Source organism: Verrucomicrobia bacterium S94 (genome assembly GCA_004299845.1).
In the GTDB taxonomy this organism is placed as follows: Bacteria; Verrucomicrobiota; Kiritimatiellia; order Kiritimatiellales; family Pontiellaceae; genus Pontiella.
Genome location: CP036201.1, coordinates 3,931,738 through 3,949,929, shown reverse-complemented (window position 1 = coordinate 3,949,929; position 18,192 = coordinate 3,931,738). Strand labels below are relative to the sequence as shown.

Sequence of the window (18,192 nt, the reverse complement as noted above, 5' to 3'; positions counted from 1 at the left end):
ATCGTACTCCTCCTAGATTTTACAGGCGCCGCCGACGCAATCGTTGTCCTGGATCTCGCCCTGCCGGTCGGCAGCACCGTCGCGGGTATTATGATAATAAAGCGTTTTAACGCCGAGCGAATATGCTTTCAGGATATCTTTCAGAATCTGCTTCACCGGCACCTTTCCATCCGGATATTTAGATGGATCATAGTTGGTGTTCGCCGAAATCGTCTGATCGATAAACTTCTGCATAATCGCCACCAGTTCAAGATATCCGTCATTATTCGGAATATCCCAGAGCAGCTCATACCGATCCTTCAGTTTTTCAAATTCCGGCACTACCTGTTTCAGCACCCCGTCTTTACTCGATTTGACACTGATCAGTCCGCGCGGCGGTTCAATCCCGTTCGTTGCATTGGAAATCTGCGATGACGTTTCTGAGGGCATCAGCGCCGTCAGCGTAGAATTGCGCAGCCCGTGCTTCACAATATCCCGGCGTAGCGTCTCCCAGTCAAAATGCAGCGGTTCATCGCAGATTTCATCGAGATTTTTCTTATAGGTATCGATCGGCAGAATGCCCTCGGCATAGGTGGTTTCATTAAATTTCGGACACGGCCCGAACGTTTTGGCCAGCCCGACAGAAGCTTTCAGCAGATAATACTGGAGTGCCTCAAACGTCCGATGCGTCAGTCCCCGGGCCGAGCCGTCGGAATAACGAACCCCGTTTTTTGCAAGATAATAGGCATAGTTGATTACACCGATCCCCAGCGTACGACGGCCCAGCGAAGCTTTCCGGGCGGCGGGAAGCGGGTAGTCCTGATAATCCAGCAGACGGTCGAGCGCACGCACCGTCAGGTCGGCAAGTTCTTCCAGATCATCAAGCGATTCCACCGCCCGAGATTGATCGCCGACAGCGTACAGAGCGCAATTTCGCCCTCTTCATCATTCACGTCATTCAGCGGTTTAGTCGGCAGCGCAATTTCCAGACACAGGTTACTCTGCCGCACCGGTGCCACAGCCGGATCAAATGGACTGTGCGTATTGCAGTGGTCGACATTCTGCAGATAGATCCGGCCGGTACTGGCTCGTTCCTGCGCAAAAACCGTGAACAGCTCCAGCGCCTGCACCCGTTTCTTCCGGATCGATTCATCCGCTTCATACTTCAGATAAAGCCGCTCAAATTCCTCCTGATCCTGAAAAAAAGCATCATACAGACCCGGCACATCGCTGGGACTGAACAGTGTAATATGCTCTCCTTTCAGCATGCGCTGATACATCAGCTTATTGAACTGCACGCCGTAATCAAGATGCCGCACACGGTTCTCCTCAACCCCACGGTTGTTTTTGAGCACCAGCAGATCTTCAACTTCCAGATGCCAGATCGGATAAAAAAGAGTCGCCGCACCACCGCGCACCCCGCCCTGAGAACAGCTTTTCACGGCGGTCTGGAAATGCTTGTAGAACGGAATACAGCCCGTATGAAAAGCCTCGCCGTTCCGGATTGGACTGCCCAGCGCGCGAATGCGGCCGGCGTTGATGCCGATCCCGGCGCGCTGGCTGACGTATTTAACAATTGCGCTCGATGTCGCATTCACTGAATCCAGACTGTCATCGCATTCGATCAGCACACAGGAGGAAAACTGACGGGTCGGTGTACGGACTCCGGCCATGATCGGCGTCGGCAGCGATATTTTAAACGTGGAGACGGCATCGTAGAAGCGCCGGATATAATCCAGACGCGTCTCTTTCGGGTAGTGTGCAAACAGGCAGGCGGCCACAAGCACATAAAGAAACTGGGCACTCTCATAAATCTGTCCGGTAACCCGGTCCTGCACAAGATATTTTCCTTCCAGCTGTTTTACGGCGGCATAGCTGAAAGTCAGGTCGCGATCATGGTCAATAAACTTATCCATGGCATCGAGCTCCTGCTTCGTATAATCCTCCAGCAGGTGTTCATCATACCGGCCGGCCTTAACCATTTTAGAGACATGCTCAAACAGGGTCGGCGGTGTGAAGCGGCCGTACGCTTTTTTGCGGAGATGAAACACCGCCAGACGGGCCGCAAGATACTGATAATCCGGCGTCTCTTCCGAGATCAGATCCGCCGTCGCTTTAATGATGGTTTCGTGAATATCCTCAGTTCGTATTCCATCAAAAAGGTGAATCTGCGACTTCAACTCCACCTGCGAAACGGACACCTTGTCCAGCCCCTCCGCTGCCCACGTAATTACCTTGTGAATCTTTTCCAGATCCAGCGGAGCCTTCTCTCCACTTCGTTTAATGACCGACAAATCTCCGCTCATATCCACCGCCTTTTAAAACTTCCTGATGCTGACTGACTTACTCATCCCAACGACAAACCCGGCGCTCAAACCTGCACATTAATGTACTTAATAATACCATATATGCTAATTTCTGCCGGAGCTACACAATATATTGTATGCAATTGCGCTACTCAATACTTAATTAGTTTTTTCATATCCACCGCTGGTTCATCCTGGAAAATGCCTGCTTTCAGCGAAAAAAACATTGATACATTCTGTATTGTAATTTTGCCTCCTTTAATATATCTGTTTATCCGGATATACGAATGCTGGTAACGGAAAACGGTGAAAATCCGTCGCGGACGCGCCGCTGTAACCGGAGCATCGACACGGTCCACGGGCATAGCCCGGAAGGGTGTCGACAGGAAGCCGGAAGCCAGAAGACGACCACGGTTCGATCCAGCCGAACGGGAATAAACCCGTCCGGAAAACCAACAGGAGAACATATGAAAAGTCACATCCTCGGCTTTCCGCGCATTGGAAGCCAAAGAGAACTCAAATTCGCCATCGAAGCCTACTGGCGGAGAGCGTGCTCGGAATCCGAACTGCTGCTGCGGACCGAACAGATTAAACTGCAGAACTGGACGGTACAGCAGAAGGCCGGCCTTGACTATGTCTGCACCGGCGATTTTTCGCTCTACGACCACGTCCTGGATGTCAGCCGGATGATCGGCGCGGTTCCCGCCCGTTTTCAGACGCCCGGTCTTTCTGAGCTGGACATCTACTTCAACATGGCCCGCGGCAATGCCGAAGCCGGCATTGCGCCCATGGAAATGACGAAGTGGTTCGACACCAACTATCATTACATCGTCCCCGAAATTGAAGCCGATATGCAGCTCGCCTATTCTTCCGACACGCTGGTCCGGGAGACTGAAGCCGCGCTGAAACAGGGCTTCCGACCGAAACCCGTTGTGGTTGGACCGCTGACCTATCTGGCACTGGCCAAAGCGGCCGAAGGGGTCAATAAATGGGACGCACTCGATGCCATAACCGGGGTTTACAGTACACTGCTTGAAAAACTGTCCGGACTGACCGACTGCATCCAGCTGGATGAACCGATTCTCTGCACCGACCTGCCGACGGAAATCCGGGAGCGGGCGGAACAGACCTACGCAGTACTGCGCTCGCACGCCCGGCATACCAGACTGCTCCTTGGCACCTATTTCGGCGGACTGAATGAAAATCTCGACCTGACCGCCCGCCTGCCGGTGGATGTACTGCATATTGATCTGGTGCGTGCACCCGGCCAGCTGGACGATGTACTGACAAAGTGGCCGGAACACAAAGATCTGTCACTTGGACTCATTGACGGACGCAACATCTGGAAAGCCGATTTAGCAGAGTTACTTAAACAGATCGTAAAAGCCAAACCGACCAGACACACCGACCAGCTATGGATCGGAAGCTCCTGTTCACTACTGCACACTCCGGTGTCACTGGAACCGGAAACCGACCTGTTGCCGGAACTGAAAGCGTGGATGGCCTTCGCCGTCGAAAAGTGCAGCGAAGTGAAAACATTAACCCTGGCCGCACAGGGCTGTAATGTGAACGAAGAACTGCTGGAAAACAAAAAGATCATCAGCTCCCGTAAAAACAGTCCCCTCTCTCTGGATTTCGAAGTCCGGAAGCGGGTGGAACAGGTCGATGCCCGGATGTGCCGCAGAGCCCGCCCCTTCGCTGAACGTAAAAAATGCCAGCAGGCCCGGCTTAACCTTCCGCTTCTTCCCACCACCACCATCGGATCCTTCCCCCAGACCAAGGAAATCCGGAACATCCGGAAAGCATTCCGCAACGGCGATTGTGACCAATCCGCCTACACACAGGCCATGCAGCAGGAAATCTGTTCCGTTATCCAGGAGCAGGAACTGGCCGGACTCGATGTACTGGTTCACGGAGAACCGGAACGGAATGACATGGTGGAATATTTCGGTCAGCAGATGAACGGCTTCTGCTTTTCGCAATACGGCTGGGTTCAGAGTTACGGCAGCCGATGCGTTAAACCGCCGATTATCTACGGTGATGTCTCCCGCCCCGCCCCCATGACCCTGGACTGGATTCAATATGCCCAGAGTCAGACCGAAAAACCGCTCAAAGGTATGCTGACCGGACCGGTTACCATGCTCTGCTGGAGCTTTGTACGCGACGATCTGCCCCGGGCCGCAGTCTGTCGCCAAATCGCTCTGGCTATCAGAGACGAGGTTCTGGATCTGGAAAAAGCCGGAATCGGCATGATTCAGATCGATGAAGCCGCCTTTCGCGAAGGACTTCCCATCCGCAAAGATGAACAGGAGGAATATCTGAACTGGGCGGTTGAAAATTTCCGGCTGGCCACATCAGGCGTGCGCGACGAAACCCAGATCCACACCCATATGTGCTACAGCGAATTCAATACCATCCTGCAGGAGATTGCCGCAATGGATGCCGACGTCATCAGCATCGAAGCCAGCCGCAGTGATATGGAACTGCTGCAGGCTTTTGAAACGTTCCACTATCCCAACGACATCGGTCCCGGGGTCTGGGATATTCATTCCCCGCGCGTACCTTCCGTCACTGAAATCAGAACGCTGATCGAAAATGCCCTGAAAGTGATTCCTAAAGAACAGCTCTGGATTAATCCTGACTGCGGACTGAAAACCAGGGGATGGCCCGAAACCCGGCAGGCACTCAGGAATATGGTAGAAGCAACAACCGCAGTACGTAAGATCCTGCAATAATAAAAGTCCGGCCGGGAAAATTCCCGGCCGGCAGACAACGGTTTATCCGGATACGCCCGTCGCCGAAAGCAACTTTGCTCTATATTCAAAAAAGTTCGTGAAAAATTTGATGGAATGAATACAGTCCACTAGAATTCTCTATCATTCACACCGTTTATTAAAGAGGGAGAACGATGGACATGGGAGAGTACATCAGGCGGGTTCTTGTGACGGTGATTCTGACGGCGCTGCTGTTTACACTCTGGTCCACGCGTAATATTCTGGTCCTGGCCTTCGCCTCCATCGTCATCGCTATGGCCATGGCTCAGCCCATGATGTTCCTGCAGAAAAAAGGACTAAAACGCGGACCGGCGCTTACGCTTTCGGTCGTATTCAGCTTCGCCGCCATCATCCTGCTTTCACTCTGGATCATCCCGACCCTAGGAAAAGGCGTGGCCGACATCGTCCAGGATCTGCCTGCCGCTGCGGAAAGTGCCAAAACCGCTTATCAACACTTCTGGGATACCACCCCTGCCGTACACACCTTTCTTCCGGAAATTCCTGAAGCCGGTTCCGATAAACCGATTGATGCCGACTCAATTCATGAAATGTTCAACTGGCTCGTCAAATCCGGCATGGCAATTGCTCCGGACCTCCTCGGCGGCATCGGACTGATGGCCGGCATACTGGTGAATCTCGGCCTGGTACTTTTTATTGCCGTCTTTTTTCTGCTCGAACCGAAGAGCTACATCAGCGCCCTCCTTTACCTCATTCCCCCCAAACAGCATTCACGAGCCAAATCAATCATCAGCATCCTCGGCACCACTCTGACCAAATGGCTGAACGCCCAGCTCTTTTCCGTCAGCGTCATTGTACTGTTCGTCTGGATCCTCCTCGGCCTGATTCTGCGCATGCCCAACGCTATGGTTGTGGCGCTCTTCGCCGGCTTCGCCACCTTTATTCCGAACATCGGGGCCGTCCTGCCGATTCTGCCGATCACCATTTTTACGCTGGCCTATTCCGATCCCGCCAAACTGCTGCTCTACATTCCGGTCTATCTCGCCATCCAGTTCACCGAAAGCAACATCATCACCCCGCAGGTCGTCAAAACACAGCTTAACATCCCCGCCGGCTATCTCATGCTCTTTCAGCTGCTCATCACCATGGCCCTCGGCGCGCTCGGACTGATTCTTGCCGTACCGATTCTCGCCTGCCTTATTGTCCTGGTCCGCGAAATCTATTCCTACGACATGCTCAAACTCCGTAACATAAAGCTGAATTGCTGATGAAAATTACCGTTTTCCGGCACCTCAAAAGGGCCAAACCAGGAACTGCCTCTCTCTCTTTTTCACCCTTCACCCCCGAATCCTTTACTTTTCCATCCCGCCACTCTATGAACATTCTCCGCACAGCCTGCATTGACCGCGCACGGAATGACGTGCAGGACTGCCTGATCATCGGCGCAGGAATCAACGGCGCCGTTTCCGCGGCATCCCTGGCGGCCCGCGGACTGAAAGTCACCGTCATTGATAAAAACGACTTTGCCTCCTGCACCTCACAGGAAAGTTCCAACCTGGTATGGGGAGGCATTAAATATCTGGAAAATTACGAATTCGCACTCGTCAACAAACTCTGCGCCAGCCGAAACCACCTGATAGACTCCTTCCCGGGACAGGTCCGCGAAATCCGTTTTTTCACCAGTATTCAAAAAGGATTTCGAAAACCGCGTTTCCTGATTTATCTCGGCGCCCTGCTCTACTGGTTCATGGGCGGATGCCGCACCAGACCGCCCCGACTGCTCTCCGTTTCCGCCATCCGGAAAGAAGCTCCCATGGTAAACACGGAACGGCTCGCCGGCGGCATTGAATACTCCGACGCTTATTTCGTGGAAAACGACGCCCGCTTCACCTTCAACTTTATCCGCCGCGTACTGCGGAAAGGCGGCAACGCCATAAATTATGCCGAACTGATTTCCGGGCACTGGAAAAACGGCCTCTGGGAATGTGAGGTACACGACCGCGTTTCCGGAAACACCTGCCGGATTAAAAGCCGCACATTGATCAATGCCGCTGGCCCGTTTGCCGACCGGATAAACCATCTGCTCAACATGGAAAGTCATTTCCGGCATATCTATTCCAAAGGCGTACACCTCATCGTACCACGCATCGCCAGAACCCGGCATGTACTCACCTTTTTCGCCTCCGACGGCCGGCTCTTTTTCATGGTTCCCATGGGCAACCGCACCTGCATCGGCACCACCGATACGCGGGTCGATCAAGCCTCCGTCGAACCGACTGACGCCGATGTCCGATTTCTCCTCGATAATGCCAATCAGCTGCTGCAGCTCGAAAAACCGCTTTCAGAAAATGATGTCATTTCCAGACGATGCGGCGTCCGCCCGCTCGTCGTCCATAAAAATGATGCAGTAAAAGACGGTGAATGGACATCCCTCTCCCGCAAACATGAAATCGATGTCCATCCGGATAAAAATATGTTCAGCATTTACGGCGGAAAACTGACCGACTGCATCAACATCGGCAACGAAGCGGCCGACCTGATCACCTCGTTCGGACTCACCGGTTTCCAACCTCTTGGAAGCTGGTATGGCGAGTCCTCCCCCGAAAAACACCGGAAGTTTGAAACCGACGGCAAACGGCTGGGGCTTACCGATAATCAGCTCGACCGCATCTGGCGACGGCATGGAAAAACCGGATTCCAGGTGCTCGAAAAAATAAAACGCGACCCGAAGATGCGCGAAAAACTGCTCGCCGGCATCACCCGAGCCGAACTCCATCTAATGGCCGAACAGGAAATGGTGATTCATCTCGAGGATTTCCTGCGCCGCCGAACCCACCTCGCCCTCACCGAACACCGCGCCGCCCTGCGCTGTCACCCCGCCCTCGCTGAAACCGCCCGCATTCTCTTCGGCCCCAATGCCGAAACCGAAATCGAACGCTGTTTCAACAGGTAGAGCTCCGCCACCGGAACATCGGAACAACTCCGACGCTTCCCTCGCGCCCTCAACACATAAAAGTATAGCGGACCTTTACCTGTGCACCGCGCAGGAAACGTCGGCCCGGAGAGCAACGCTCCGCATTTTTCAAACCCACAGCTGTCGGCCATGCACAAATCTATTACCGATAGCCGATCCCAATTTTTCCAATGCCCCTGCAACGGAAAACTCGACAAACTAAAAACCCAGCTAAAATAATCGTATAGGCGGCTTCGTACTTTGCCGCCTATTTGCATCTTGTCCTGTGCGTTTCCCCTCTTAATATGACGCGAGCTGAATCACGATCGTGATAACATGCAACGTTTCAAGAGGAGAGGAACACATAATGAAGGATCAGCACTTTCCCACATCAATCGCAACGCCCGCAAAAACCATCGACGAGGTCATTGATCAGCTCACCGCCATCATCGAATGGTCCAAAGAACAGAATTCCCGCATCGGCTGCTTCGCCGCGCTCTACCGTAAAGTGACCCTTCATGTTAAACAGGGTATCCTCGATGGATTTTTTGACGACGGCCCGCGCATGGAACGCCTCGATATCATCTTCGCGAACCGATACATCCAGGCCTGCCATGCATCGCTGACCGGACAAGTGCCCTCGCAATCCTGGGTAAACGCCTTTGATGCAGCCCATCGCTGGCGGCCGATCGTATTGCAGCATCTGCTGATGGGTATGAATGCACACATCAATCTCGACCTCGGCATTGCCGCGGCGGAGACCGTTCCGCCCGAACAGCTGCCTGATCTCAAAGCGGATTTCGGTAGAATCAACGACGTACTGGCCAGCCTGGTCGACCAGGTGCAGCAAGAGCTGGCCGAGATCTGGCCGATCCTCCGCATACTGAACCGCCTTCTCGGCCAGGTCGACAATGCCATCGTGAACTTCAGTATGGGAAAAGCGCGCGATGCCGCCTGGGCCTTTGCCGAAGAGCTGGCCCCGCTGACTGCGGAGGGCCACAGCGAATCCATCGCGCTCAAAGACGCACGTGTTGCCGAATTTTCCCGGGTCATCCTGCATCCGGACGTAAAACTCTCGATCGTACTGTTCCTGATCCGGCTTGGAGAACGGGGCTCAACGCGGGACCACATCCGCATCCTGGAATGAGTACCGCTCGGTCAGTCCCGAATTTCAAACCCACAACGGGCGATACTGGATGGCTTATAATCATCAAGATATCCACGGCATCTCTACTCACCGTATGATTAAATAAGCGCTCTGACCCCTTGTATGACCCCTTGTACAGATCGAGCACCGCGCGGGCAAATTTTTCATCCCGCGTAAAACAGTGCAGCACACCGCGGCACAGCTCATCGCCCTTCCAGGCCTCGGAAAAATCCCGCAGCAGGCTGATGGTATCCTCGTCAGCATCACGCGAATGCACCACCACCGGCTTTTCAAATTCAACGGCCAACGCCAGATTTTCATTGAACAGCTTTTTCTGTTCTGCCGCCGTATCGGCCGTGTAATAATAATCCAGCCCCGTTTCACCGACCGCCTTCACCATCGGGTCTTCCAGCAATTCGCGGAGGCTGGAAAAATCGGGTTCATTGGTCGCCTCATCGCGGTCGTAACCGGCACAGCCGAAAATCCGGCCGGGATATTCGCCGGCCAGGCGGGCGGAACGCGCATTGGCCTCAGCACTTCCGCCGATCGCCACCATTTCGTGCACACCGGCCTCTTTGGCCGTTGCCAGAATTTCATCAAGTGTGCCGTCTTTTTCAAAACGGTCAAAATGGACATGAGAATCAATAAAGATAATGCGCGGCAGTAAAGCGGAACCGGCAGGCGGCCTGCGAGAATTATTCCCCGGAATCAGCCTACTTTTATTTGCGGGGAGAATCTCCACGACAAGAAACTTTGACAGCCATAGGAAGAATATGCGTATCTTTACCCTCATATTTCAAAAATAACTTTTGCGTTTTACGCAATTTGTTCCACCTGAAAATCGCCAGTTTACAGCCAAGGAGCAGATGCGTTGGGACGCGCCCACTCGGGCGCGGCTTCGGCATATTTCTTGGCGGGTGTCTGGCGATACCTCAGGTGGAGTGTGTTTGGGGTCGCGCCTCTTCTCTTGGGGGAGGTGCATAATCAGTAGAGAGGAATCGTCATGAAAGTGGGTCTTCGTTATTTTTTTTATGCTCACCACGCTATCGGCATTTGCCACCCCGCCTACTCCACCGTTGCCGGGTGGAGGGGGAGATGGTTCCGGCGGGGACGGGGAAGCGGTGCCGCCCTCGCCGCCGGAACTGCAGTTTAAAACCGGCGTTGATTTCGGAACACATGCTGAACTGTTCGAACGGGATCATCTCCTCTACGACCCGTGGCGCATTAGGGAGGATCGTATGGCGGTTACCGGGGAAACGTATTTTGCATGGACTGATCATACGGCGAGCAATGTGAACCACCGCTTCTACATTTTCAACAGTCTGCTCAACGATACGGACGGGGATGGTTTTACGGATTTGCGCGAGACGATGTTCGAGGGCACCAGCCCCACCAATTTTAACCATGTGGATGTGGACAACGACGGCATGCACGACTGGAATGAACGCCTATTTTTTGGTTCCCTCGATGAGGGAGCCGAGGGTGATTTCGATGAAGACGGGCTGGAAAATGCCGAGGAAATGGAATACCGAACCTCCGGCTATGGCGCCCCACGGGTCGTTATCTATTCCGATCCCGCCAATCCGGATACGGACGGCGACGGGATGGATGACTATTATGAAACCGTCACCGAATCCTGGCTCGACCCCACCGATCCGCGCGATGCGGACTGGGACCGGGACCGCGACGGCCTGAGCAACCTTGAGGAATATCACCTCGGAACAGATCTTCGGGAAGAGGACACGGATGGGGACGGTTTTTCAGATTATGAAGAACACCACTTCGGCCTTGATCCGCTTAACGCATGGCCCTCGGAACGGACTGTGGATTCGGACGGCGACGGCATGCCCAACGGGTACGAACTCGAAAACTACCTGAATGCGTTCGATGCTTCCGATAAATTCGAAGACATGGATAATGATGGCCTTTCAAACTTTTACGAGTATGAAAACGATCTGCTTGCCGGAAACTGGGACACCGACGCAGACGGTTTTTCCGACGGCATTGAGGTGGACTGGAGCACCGACCCCAAGGTCTGGGATGATCCTGAATCCGATGACGATGAGGATGGCTTGAACCTGAGAGCAGAGTATCAGTTCGGCACCAACCCCGGGGTGGCCGACTCCGACGGAGACGGAATATCGGATGGAACGGAAGCCGGCCAGGGTTCCAACCCCGCCGACGGTTCCGACAGCGGCGAAGAACCCGAGGTCGACGATACCACGCAGCTCAAACTCACTGTGGGAGACCATTCCACCAGTGAGTCCGAAATCTATGAAATGACGGTATCCGGAGAACGCACCATCCGGCTCAACTCCGGCACCTACGGCGAAGTGGTCAGTGAAACCTTCACGTTCAAACGGGGCGAAACCTATACGGTTACGATCCGGCATATCGGTACCTCGCCCGAACAGCTCGAAAAACGCGGCAAGCCCGACTTCGACTACACCGCGCTCGTTGAGCCGGTCGATGACGAAGGAGGAGAAGGAACCGCCGCCGATGCCGCATTCCAAACGTTGGAAAGCAAAGCGCCCGAAGGCACCGATTCCCCTGAACCGCGCAGTGCCTCCAGCACCACCGTTTCCAACGGCTGGGTACTCGAAGATACGGGCAACATCCTGCGAGTGCGCAACACCTCCGGCAGCACATTCTCTGCAGCGGGAAAACAGGCTAAAGCGCATGCGGTGAAAATCAAGATGATCACACCTGCTGGTGACCCGGTTGCCGCTCCTGAAAACCTGGCTCTTGACGGGCAGAATGAATTTACTTTTTCAGCTGACGATCCTGGGATCTTGACCCTGAATCTGAAAACAGAGGTTACTCCGACGGGAGTAGCCTCGTTGGTTGCAGGTAAAAGTTTATTTTCAGTTGATGCAGTAGGATCTTCCGCACTCGCATGGGATGCCGTCAACCCGGGCGGACAACCGGTCGCCAACGGCGATTATCTTGAGGCAACAGTCACCTATACCGGTTTGCCGATCAATAATTCGGACTTTGGGCGCAAAAATGCTTCGATTGCTTTTGATGGGCGCAAGATGGCGGGCAGTACCTATGAGGTATTCTTCCCGAAATATCTTCATAATCATCCCGGTTCAAACTCCGACGAACCCAACTGGTTTTATTATTGGAAGGACGGCGGGGTGTGCGGGATTGACAGTCAGGTGCTTTATGATCCATCGCCTTCGGTGGAGTACGGAGAGTATACCGAAGGAGATCAGGCTGTTCGCATCGGATACAATGCTGCCGAAGAGAATGATGGGTTGCACACCTATACGAACCGGTTTAATGGCACAACGATCCAGGGGACTGGTGACGGCAAAGGTATTAAATGTGTGGCCGAAACCATTGCCCATGAAAAATTGCATATGCATGTATACCTTAATCTGACAGGAACTGACACCGACTCGGACTGCATTCCCGATGCCATGGAGGGCACCTACCTTGGGATCTCAACTGAGATCAACCATCCCGACACCTTCGATATGGCCGTATTTTTCGGTTTTTCTGGATACTACGATTATGGTGATGAAGAAGTCCGTTGTCGATTTGAAGAATTAAATGCCTCCTACGATGCCTCGAAAGACTGGGCAATGCCGGGATGCCAACACACAATAAACTATGGGCCATAAGAAAATGAGAAAATTATTTTTTACCATTATTACATATGCAACTTTAGCAGTTTCATGCTTCAGCGGGCTTCAGGAATCTCTTGAACAAAGGTTTGCGTCTGTAACGGCTAACGAAGAGGGATTATTGATTGTATTTAAGAAGATGAATGTACCTTACAGGGTCAGCGTCTATTTTGATAATCCGACTAAAATCCGTACTCAAGGAAACTCGAATGAGCTTGGTGAGTATTTTATTCCCTATGATCATGAGTGGCCAATTCGGATTGGTCACAAAGACAGTCGCGTACATTTCGAACCCCTATCCTCCGATGTGAGTAAAAAAGGATTACATATTCGGGAATCCAATTACCTACACAAGGGTAGAACTCATGAAATTACAGGGACTTTGCTTTATCAAGATTCCTCCGTAGCGGATGAGCGTTCGTTTAAAATAGTTGATGAAAAAGAATACATAGTAACAAGTCAGCCAATCATTGATGGTCGGATTCAACCTCCAATAACTAACGATATACAATTGGGGATTTTGATGACGTCGGAAAAAAACAGTGTTGATTCAAAGTCTTCGATTTCGCGAGTTCCTGCAGGAACGGAATCGATTTCAAATCCGTCCAACAGCTTTAATGAGGTTGCGCTTGATATGGTGCAAGAGTCTTCGAACCCTAAAAAGTTCATCCTTCCAATCCTTGGAATCCTGCTGTTGATCGGCGCTTTCGGCTTTTTCAAATTCCGGAAAAAGTAGATGAATATTTCCGACCTTTGGAACTCCGGCATGCACCCCGCAGTATGCGGGTGCGAAATTGACGGGAGCTATCGGACGATTCTTCGATCTTATCGCTAACCCCCAAAGAGGCCTCTGACATCGCGATTAATCATGCTTTGTCCAGAGGGCGCACCTTTGACGAAGAGCGAGAACCGTATGAGTACCGTGATCGAAGATATCTACATCATTGTTCTCTGGCGTCAGCCGGACGATCTGAGCGAAACTGGTCCATCGTACGATTCCCGCATTTTTGTTGATGCATCCTCAGGTACAGTCATAGGAATGGAAATCACAAAATAAGAGGCTCAATGTGTAGGCTTGTAAGCTGACAACCGCAGCAAATCTTGCCCGCAAATGATGCGGATGGTGGCAGATCGTTCCGGAAACCCTAAACCCCTTCCCCGCGCCCCATCCCGCATCGTGCTTCCTACACCCCGGATAAGTCCGGAAATGCGTATGCCTCGAATTACCAACTTTTAACGAATTATGCCTTGAAGGTAGGGAGGCCAATGGGCATATTTGCGCGCCTTTATAGGTAGAAAAGATTTGTGATTTGTGATCAGCGCACTGAACCGGCGCGTTTTTTTAGGTAATTATTAACGAGGAAGAGCAATGGGTAGAACAGTTCCATTAGAAAAAGTCCGTAACATCGGCATTATGGCGCATATTGACGCCGGTAAAACAACTGTTTCCGAACGTATCCTGTATTACACAGGCCGTTCCCACAAAATCGGTGAGGTACACGACGGTGCCGCAACCATGGACTGGATGGAACAGGAACAGGAACGCGGCATCACCATCACTTCGGCTGCCACGTCCTGCATGTGGAAAGACCACATGATCTCCATCATCGACACCCCCGGCCACGTGGACTTCACGATGGAAGTGGAACGTGCACTGCGTGTACTTGATGGCGCAATTGCCCTCTACTGCGCAGTTGGCGGGGTTCAGCCGCAGTCCGAAACTGTCTGGCATCAGTCCGAACGCTACGAAGTGCCGAAGATCGCTTTTGTGAACAAGATGGACCGTATCGGTGCCGACTTCTACGCCGTGGTTGAAGGCATCCAGACCATGCTCGGTGCCAACGCCGTTCCCGTGGTTATTCCGATCGGTGCTTCCGAGGATTTTAAAGGCATCATCGACCTGGTTACCATGAAAGCGCTTATCTTCAACGAAGAGACTAAAGGTACCGAGTGGGACGAAATCGATATCCCGGACGATCTGCTCGAAAACGCCCAGAAATGGCGCAATAATCTCGTTGAAAAGTGTGCCGAAATGGACGAAGAGCTACTCGAAAAATATTTCGAAGAAGGCGATCTGTCCGAAAAAGAAATCTGGGATATCCTGCGTAAGGCCACCTGTGCCCGCCAGGTCGTTCCGGTATACTGCGGTTCCGCCTTCAAAAACAAAGGGGTTCAGCAACTGCTGGACGGCGTCATCAGAATCCTCCCGGCACCGAACGAAATTCCGCCGATCATCTGCACTAAAAATCCGGATAACCAGCGTAAAGTCGACGATAACGAAGTCTTCTCTGCACTGGCTTTCAAGATTATGTCCGATAAGCACATGGGTAAACTGACCTATCTGCGAATCTATTCCGGTACCATGACCGCCGGTGAAACGATCTGGAACTCCACGCAGCAGAAAAAACAGCGTATCGGCCGCCTGCTCCGCATGCACTCCAACCGTCAGGAAGCCCTCGATGTGGCTGTGGCCGGCGACATCGTTGCCGTTGCAGGACTGAACGATACCAAAACCGGTGACACGCTCTGTGACAAAGAGAATGAAATCTACCTGGAATCCATGGAATTCCCGGCTCCGGTGATTTCAATCTCCATTAAACCCGAATCCAACGCTGACAACGAAAAACTGGGCGAAGCATTGCATCGACTGGCCGACGAAGACCCGACCTTCACCGTCGCCTTCGACCACGAAACATCCGAAACCATTATTTCGGGAATGGGCGAACTTCACCTGGAAATCATCGTGGACCGTCTGAAACGTGAATTCGGCGTAGTGGCTGAAGTGGGACGTCCGGAAGTGGCCTACCGTGAAACCGCCACCTCCGTTGCGGAAGGTTCCTACAAACACTCCAAGCAGTCCGGTGGTCGTGGTCAGTATGGTCACGTTGTAATGACCATCGAACCGGGCAAACCGGGCGACGGCTTCGAGTTCATCAACCAGATTGTGGGCGGTCGTATTCCTGCCGAATACATTCCTTCCGTGGAAAAAGGTATTATTCAGGCTCTTGAAGCCGGTCCGTATGCCGGTTACCCGATCGTGGATATGAAAGCCACCCTGACCGACGGGTCCTATCATGACGTCGACTCCTCGGACTTTGCGTTCCAGATCGCCGGACGTCAGGGCTTTAAGGAACTGTTCCTGAAAGCCAACCCGCAGCTGCTCGAACCGATTATGAGCATCGAAATCACCACGCCGGACGAATTTATGGGCGCCTGTAACGGCACCATCGCCCAGCGCCGCGGACGCATCGAGTCCATGGACGAGCGTGGCGGCATGAAGGTTGTTAAGGGTTATGTACCGCTGAGCGAAATGTTCGGCTACTCCAACACCCTGCGCTCCCTGACCCAGGGTCGTGCATCCTTCTCCATGCATTTCGAACACTACGAAGCGGTTCCGATCAATATCGCTGAAGAAGTAGTCGAGAAACGCCGCAAAGAAGGAAAAATCAAATAAGCTTCCAGCTTATTTGATCCAAAAAGGCTGCCCTTGGGCGGCCTTTTTTTTGCTAAAACCTCAGCATAAGCTGATGTTTCAGAAAAAAAGCAGAAAAAGACGCTTTCCGGGTAACGTTTCCCGAATACGCCTCGTATTAAATTATGAACCCAACAATTTTACTGGGCGGTAGATTAACCCACTTCGCCTTTTATTACTCCACCCCGGCTTAACCCACCGGGGTTTATTTTTGCCCCGCCATAATCTGCCCCTCCGAGGTCAACCGAGGGCGAACTCAACCCAGAACCGGCTGCCGGATCCCGGCTTGCTTTCGACGCCCACCCGGCCGCCCAGCTTATCCACCATCGTCTTAACGATATAAAGCCCGAGACCGCTAGACCGCTCCCCACCGGTCGGGCGGCTGCTCAGACGGGAAAACTGCTGAAAAAGTCTGTTCCGCTCTTCAGGCAGAATTCCCGGCCCCTGATCTTCGACCCAGACCCGTACCGAAGACCCCGCAGAAACGATACGGACACGAATCTCTGCACCTTCCGGACTGAATTTAACTGCATTTGAAACCAGATTCCCAAGAATAGACTGCACCCAGGACACACTGGCCTTAATTATGACCGGACTGAAGCCGGCATCTTTACGCATCCGAATGGCTTTCGACCGCGCATGCGCTTCGCAGTCGTCCCAGACCGCTTCCAGCACCTCATTGAGATTCACCGACTCAGCAGGCGGGAGTGCTGTTGATTCCAGCGACTTGAGGTTCAGCAGTTCCTGAATCAGCGAAATCATATCCTCCCCTGACTCCTCGCTACGCACTGCAAGATCGTGTACCACCGCAAGATCCGATTCATCCCGAATAAGCCGAGCCATCCCGATCATACCGCTCAGCGGCGTCTTCAGATCGTGAACAACTATTTTCATAAATTCATCTTTTTCATAATGCAACTGTTCCAGCTCACAGTTGCGCCCTTCCAGCTCATCGGCCATCAGCAGCACCTGCTGATGCTGCCCGATCAGTCTGCGCTGGTATTGCTGCCCCGCCAGATACACCACCGCCAGTACCAATGCTGTCAGGACGATGCAGACCAGCAGGTTCGCTGTAAGAATTCCCTTCAGATGAGCCGTGCTTTCATCGACATCCTCTTCAACCAGCAGATACCAGCCCAGTTCCGGAAGATACCGGGCATTCAGCAGTAAATTGCGTCCATTTCTACTGTATTCCAGCTGCGCGGATGGCTGCGCGAGTATGTGCTTCGCAAGCCGGTCTGAACCCAGATACTCACTCAGCATCGGTTTGCGTAATGGATCCTCCTCCTCGCTGCTCGAATAGGCCACCCGACCGTCCGGATTTGCAAAATAGATCGTTTTACGATACCGCACTTTAAAATGCTGAATCAGCGCCTCTATCGTTTCAATCCGTTCAGCCACCCCCGCAACACCGATAAAATTTCCATCATAATCATAGACCTTATAATTGATAAACAGCGTCAGCCGGTTACTCACATGCATATCAATATCGGCATTGATTTCAAAATCGGTTTTGGCATCCCGGCACCGGGCATACCAGACATCCTCCCCCTCCGGATCAACCTGATTACGCAGGCCTTTGTGGGAATAATAGTTCTGTGTTTCTTCCGAGGCCAGAAACGCCGACGTCATACCCTGTTTCGACTGAATGCGGTTAAGATAGCTCGTGATTTTTTTGACGTCCTGCTCTCCATCCAGCATCCAGTCGCGCAGAAAAACACTATTGGCCATGGTTTCCGAAATATTGAGCGGCGGAAGCAGGATACGCTGGATTTCAGAATGGATATTATCACTGGCCAGCGGCAGCTCATGATTTCGTACGGCTTCGCTAATATTGGCTTTTGAAACATAATATCCTGCAATACTCATCGTCATGAATCCGACCAGCAGAACAAGCCCCAGCATCACAGTCAGCCTTGTTTTATTCATCAGCCCTGTTTTTTCAATCATCAAATTTCCCCTAAAACCGAT

General features: G+C 52.6%; 9 protein-coding genes, 1 pseudogene and 1 riboswitch. Of the genes and pseudogenes, 7 read left to right on the top strand and 3 right to left on the bottom strand.

Going from position 1 to position 18,192, the window contains the following annotated elements; translation table 11 throughout:
- Window positions 1–12: 12 nt before the first annotated feature.
- A pseudogene (locus EGM51_17355) lies at window positions 13–2,285 on the bottom strand (ribonucleoside-diphosphate reductase subunit alpha).
- Between the two features lie 298 nt (window positions 2,286–2,583).
- A riboswitch (cobalamin riboswitch) is annotated at window positions 2,584–2,691 on the top strand.
- A gap of 61 nt (window positions 2,692–2,752) precedes the next feature.
- On the opposite strand from EGM51_17355, the gene metE reads away from it, so the two are divergent.
- The 4 genes from metE to EGM51_17335 all read left to right on the top strand — a co-directional run bounded on the left by metE (window position 2,753) and on the right by EGM51_17335 (window position 9,117).
- Window positions 2,753–5,020: a 5-methyltetrahydropteroyltriglutamate--homocysteine S-methyltransferase gene (metE, locus tag EGM51_17350; GenBank protein QBG49077.1), complete on the top strand. Its 2,268-nt coding sequence runs from the start codon at window positions 2,753–2,755 to the stop codon at window positions 5,018–5,020.
- 173 nt (window positions 5,021–5,193) lie between these two features.
- The gene (locus tag EGM51_17345) at window positions 5,194–6,285 is read left to right on the top strand and encodes an AI-2E family transporter (GenBank protein QBG49076.1); all 1,092 of its coding nucleotides are present in this window, start codon (window positions 5,194–5,196) and stop codon (window positions 6,283–6,285) included.
- Window positions 6,285–7,970 carry a glycerol-3-phosphate dehydrogenase/oxidase gene (locus EGM51_17340; protein QBG49075.1) on the top strand — a complete coding sequence of 562 codons (1,686 nt, stop codon included), beginning with the start codon at window positions 6,285–6,287 and terminating at the stop codon, window positions 7,968–7,970. The genes EGM51_17345 and EGM51_17340 overlap by 1 nt, the downstream gene beginning before the upstream one ends.
- Window positions 7,971–8,535: 565 nt before the next feature.
- Window positions 8,536–9,117: a hypothetical protein gene (locus tag EGM51_17335; GenBank protein QBG49339.1), complete on the top strand. Its 582-nt coding sequence runs from the start codon at window positions 8,536–8,538 to the stop codon at window positions 9,115–9,117.
- Here the strand turns inward: EGM51_17335 and EGM51_17330 are convergent.
- A complete protein-coding gene (locus EGM51_17330; protein ID QBG49074.1) occupies window positions 9,020–9,910 on the bottom strand; it encodes a TatD family deoxyribonuclease in 891 nt (296 codons plus the stop codon). The genes EGM51_17335 and EGM51_17330 overlap by 98 nt on opposite strands.
- 238 nt (window positions 9,911–10,148) lie before the next feature.
- Here EGM51_17330 and EGM51_17325 point away from each other — a divergent pair, with 238 nt between their 5' ends.
- From EGM51_17325 to fusA, 3 genes are all read left to right on the top strand, one after another.
- Complete coding sequence (locus tag EGM51_17325) at window positions 10,149–12,746, top strand: hypothetical protein (protein QBG49073.1); 2,598 nt, start codon at window positions 10,149–10,151, stop codon at window positions 12,744–12,746.
- Window positions 12,747–12,750: 4 nt separating this feature from the next.
- The gene (locus EGM51_17320) at window positions 12,751–13,485 is read left to right on the top strand and encodes a hypothetical protein (protein ID QBG49072.1); all 735 of its coding nucleotides are present in this window, start codon (window positions 12,751–12,753) and stop codon (window positions 13,483–13,485) included.
- Between the two features lie 633 nt (window positions 13,486–14,118).
- The gene (gene fusA / locus EGM51_17315) at window positions 14,119–16,203 is read left to right on the top strand and encodes an elongation factor G (protein QBG49071.1); all 2,085 of its coding nucleotides are present in this window, start codon (window positions 14,119–14,121) and stop codon (window positions 16,201–16,203) included.
- Window positions 16,204–16,461: 258 nt separating this feature from the next.
- Here the strand turns inward: fusA and EGM51_17310 are convergent, their stop codons facing one another.
- A complete protein-coding gene (locus EGM51_17310) occupies window positions 16,462–18,171 on the bottom strand; it encodes a sensor histidine kinase (GenBank protein QBG49070.1) in 1,710 nt (569 codons plus the stop codon).
- Between the last annotated feature and the right edge of the window lie 21 nt (window positions 18,172–18,192).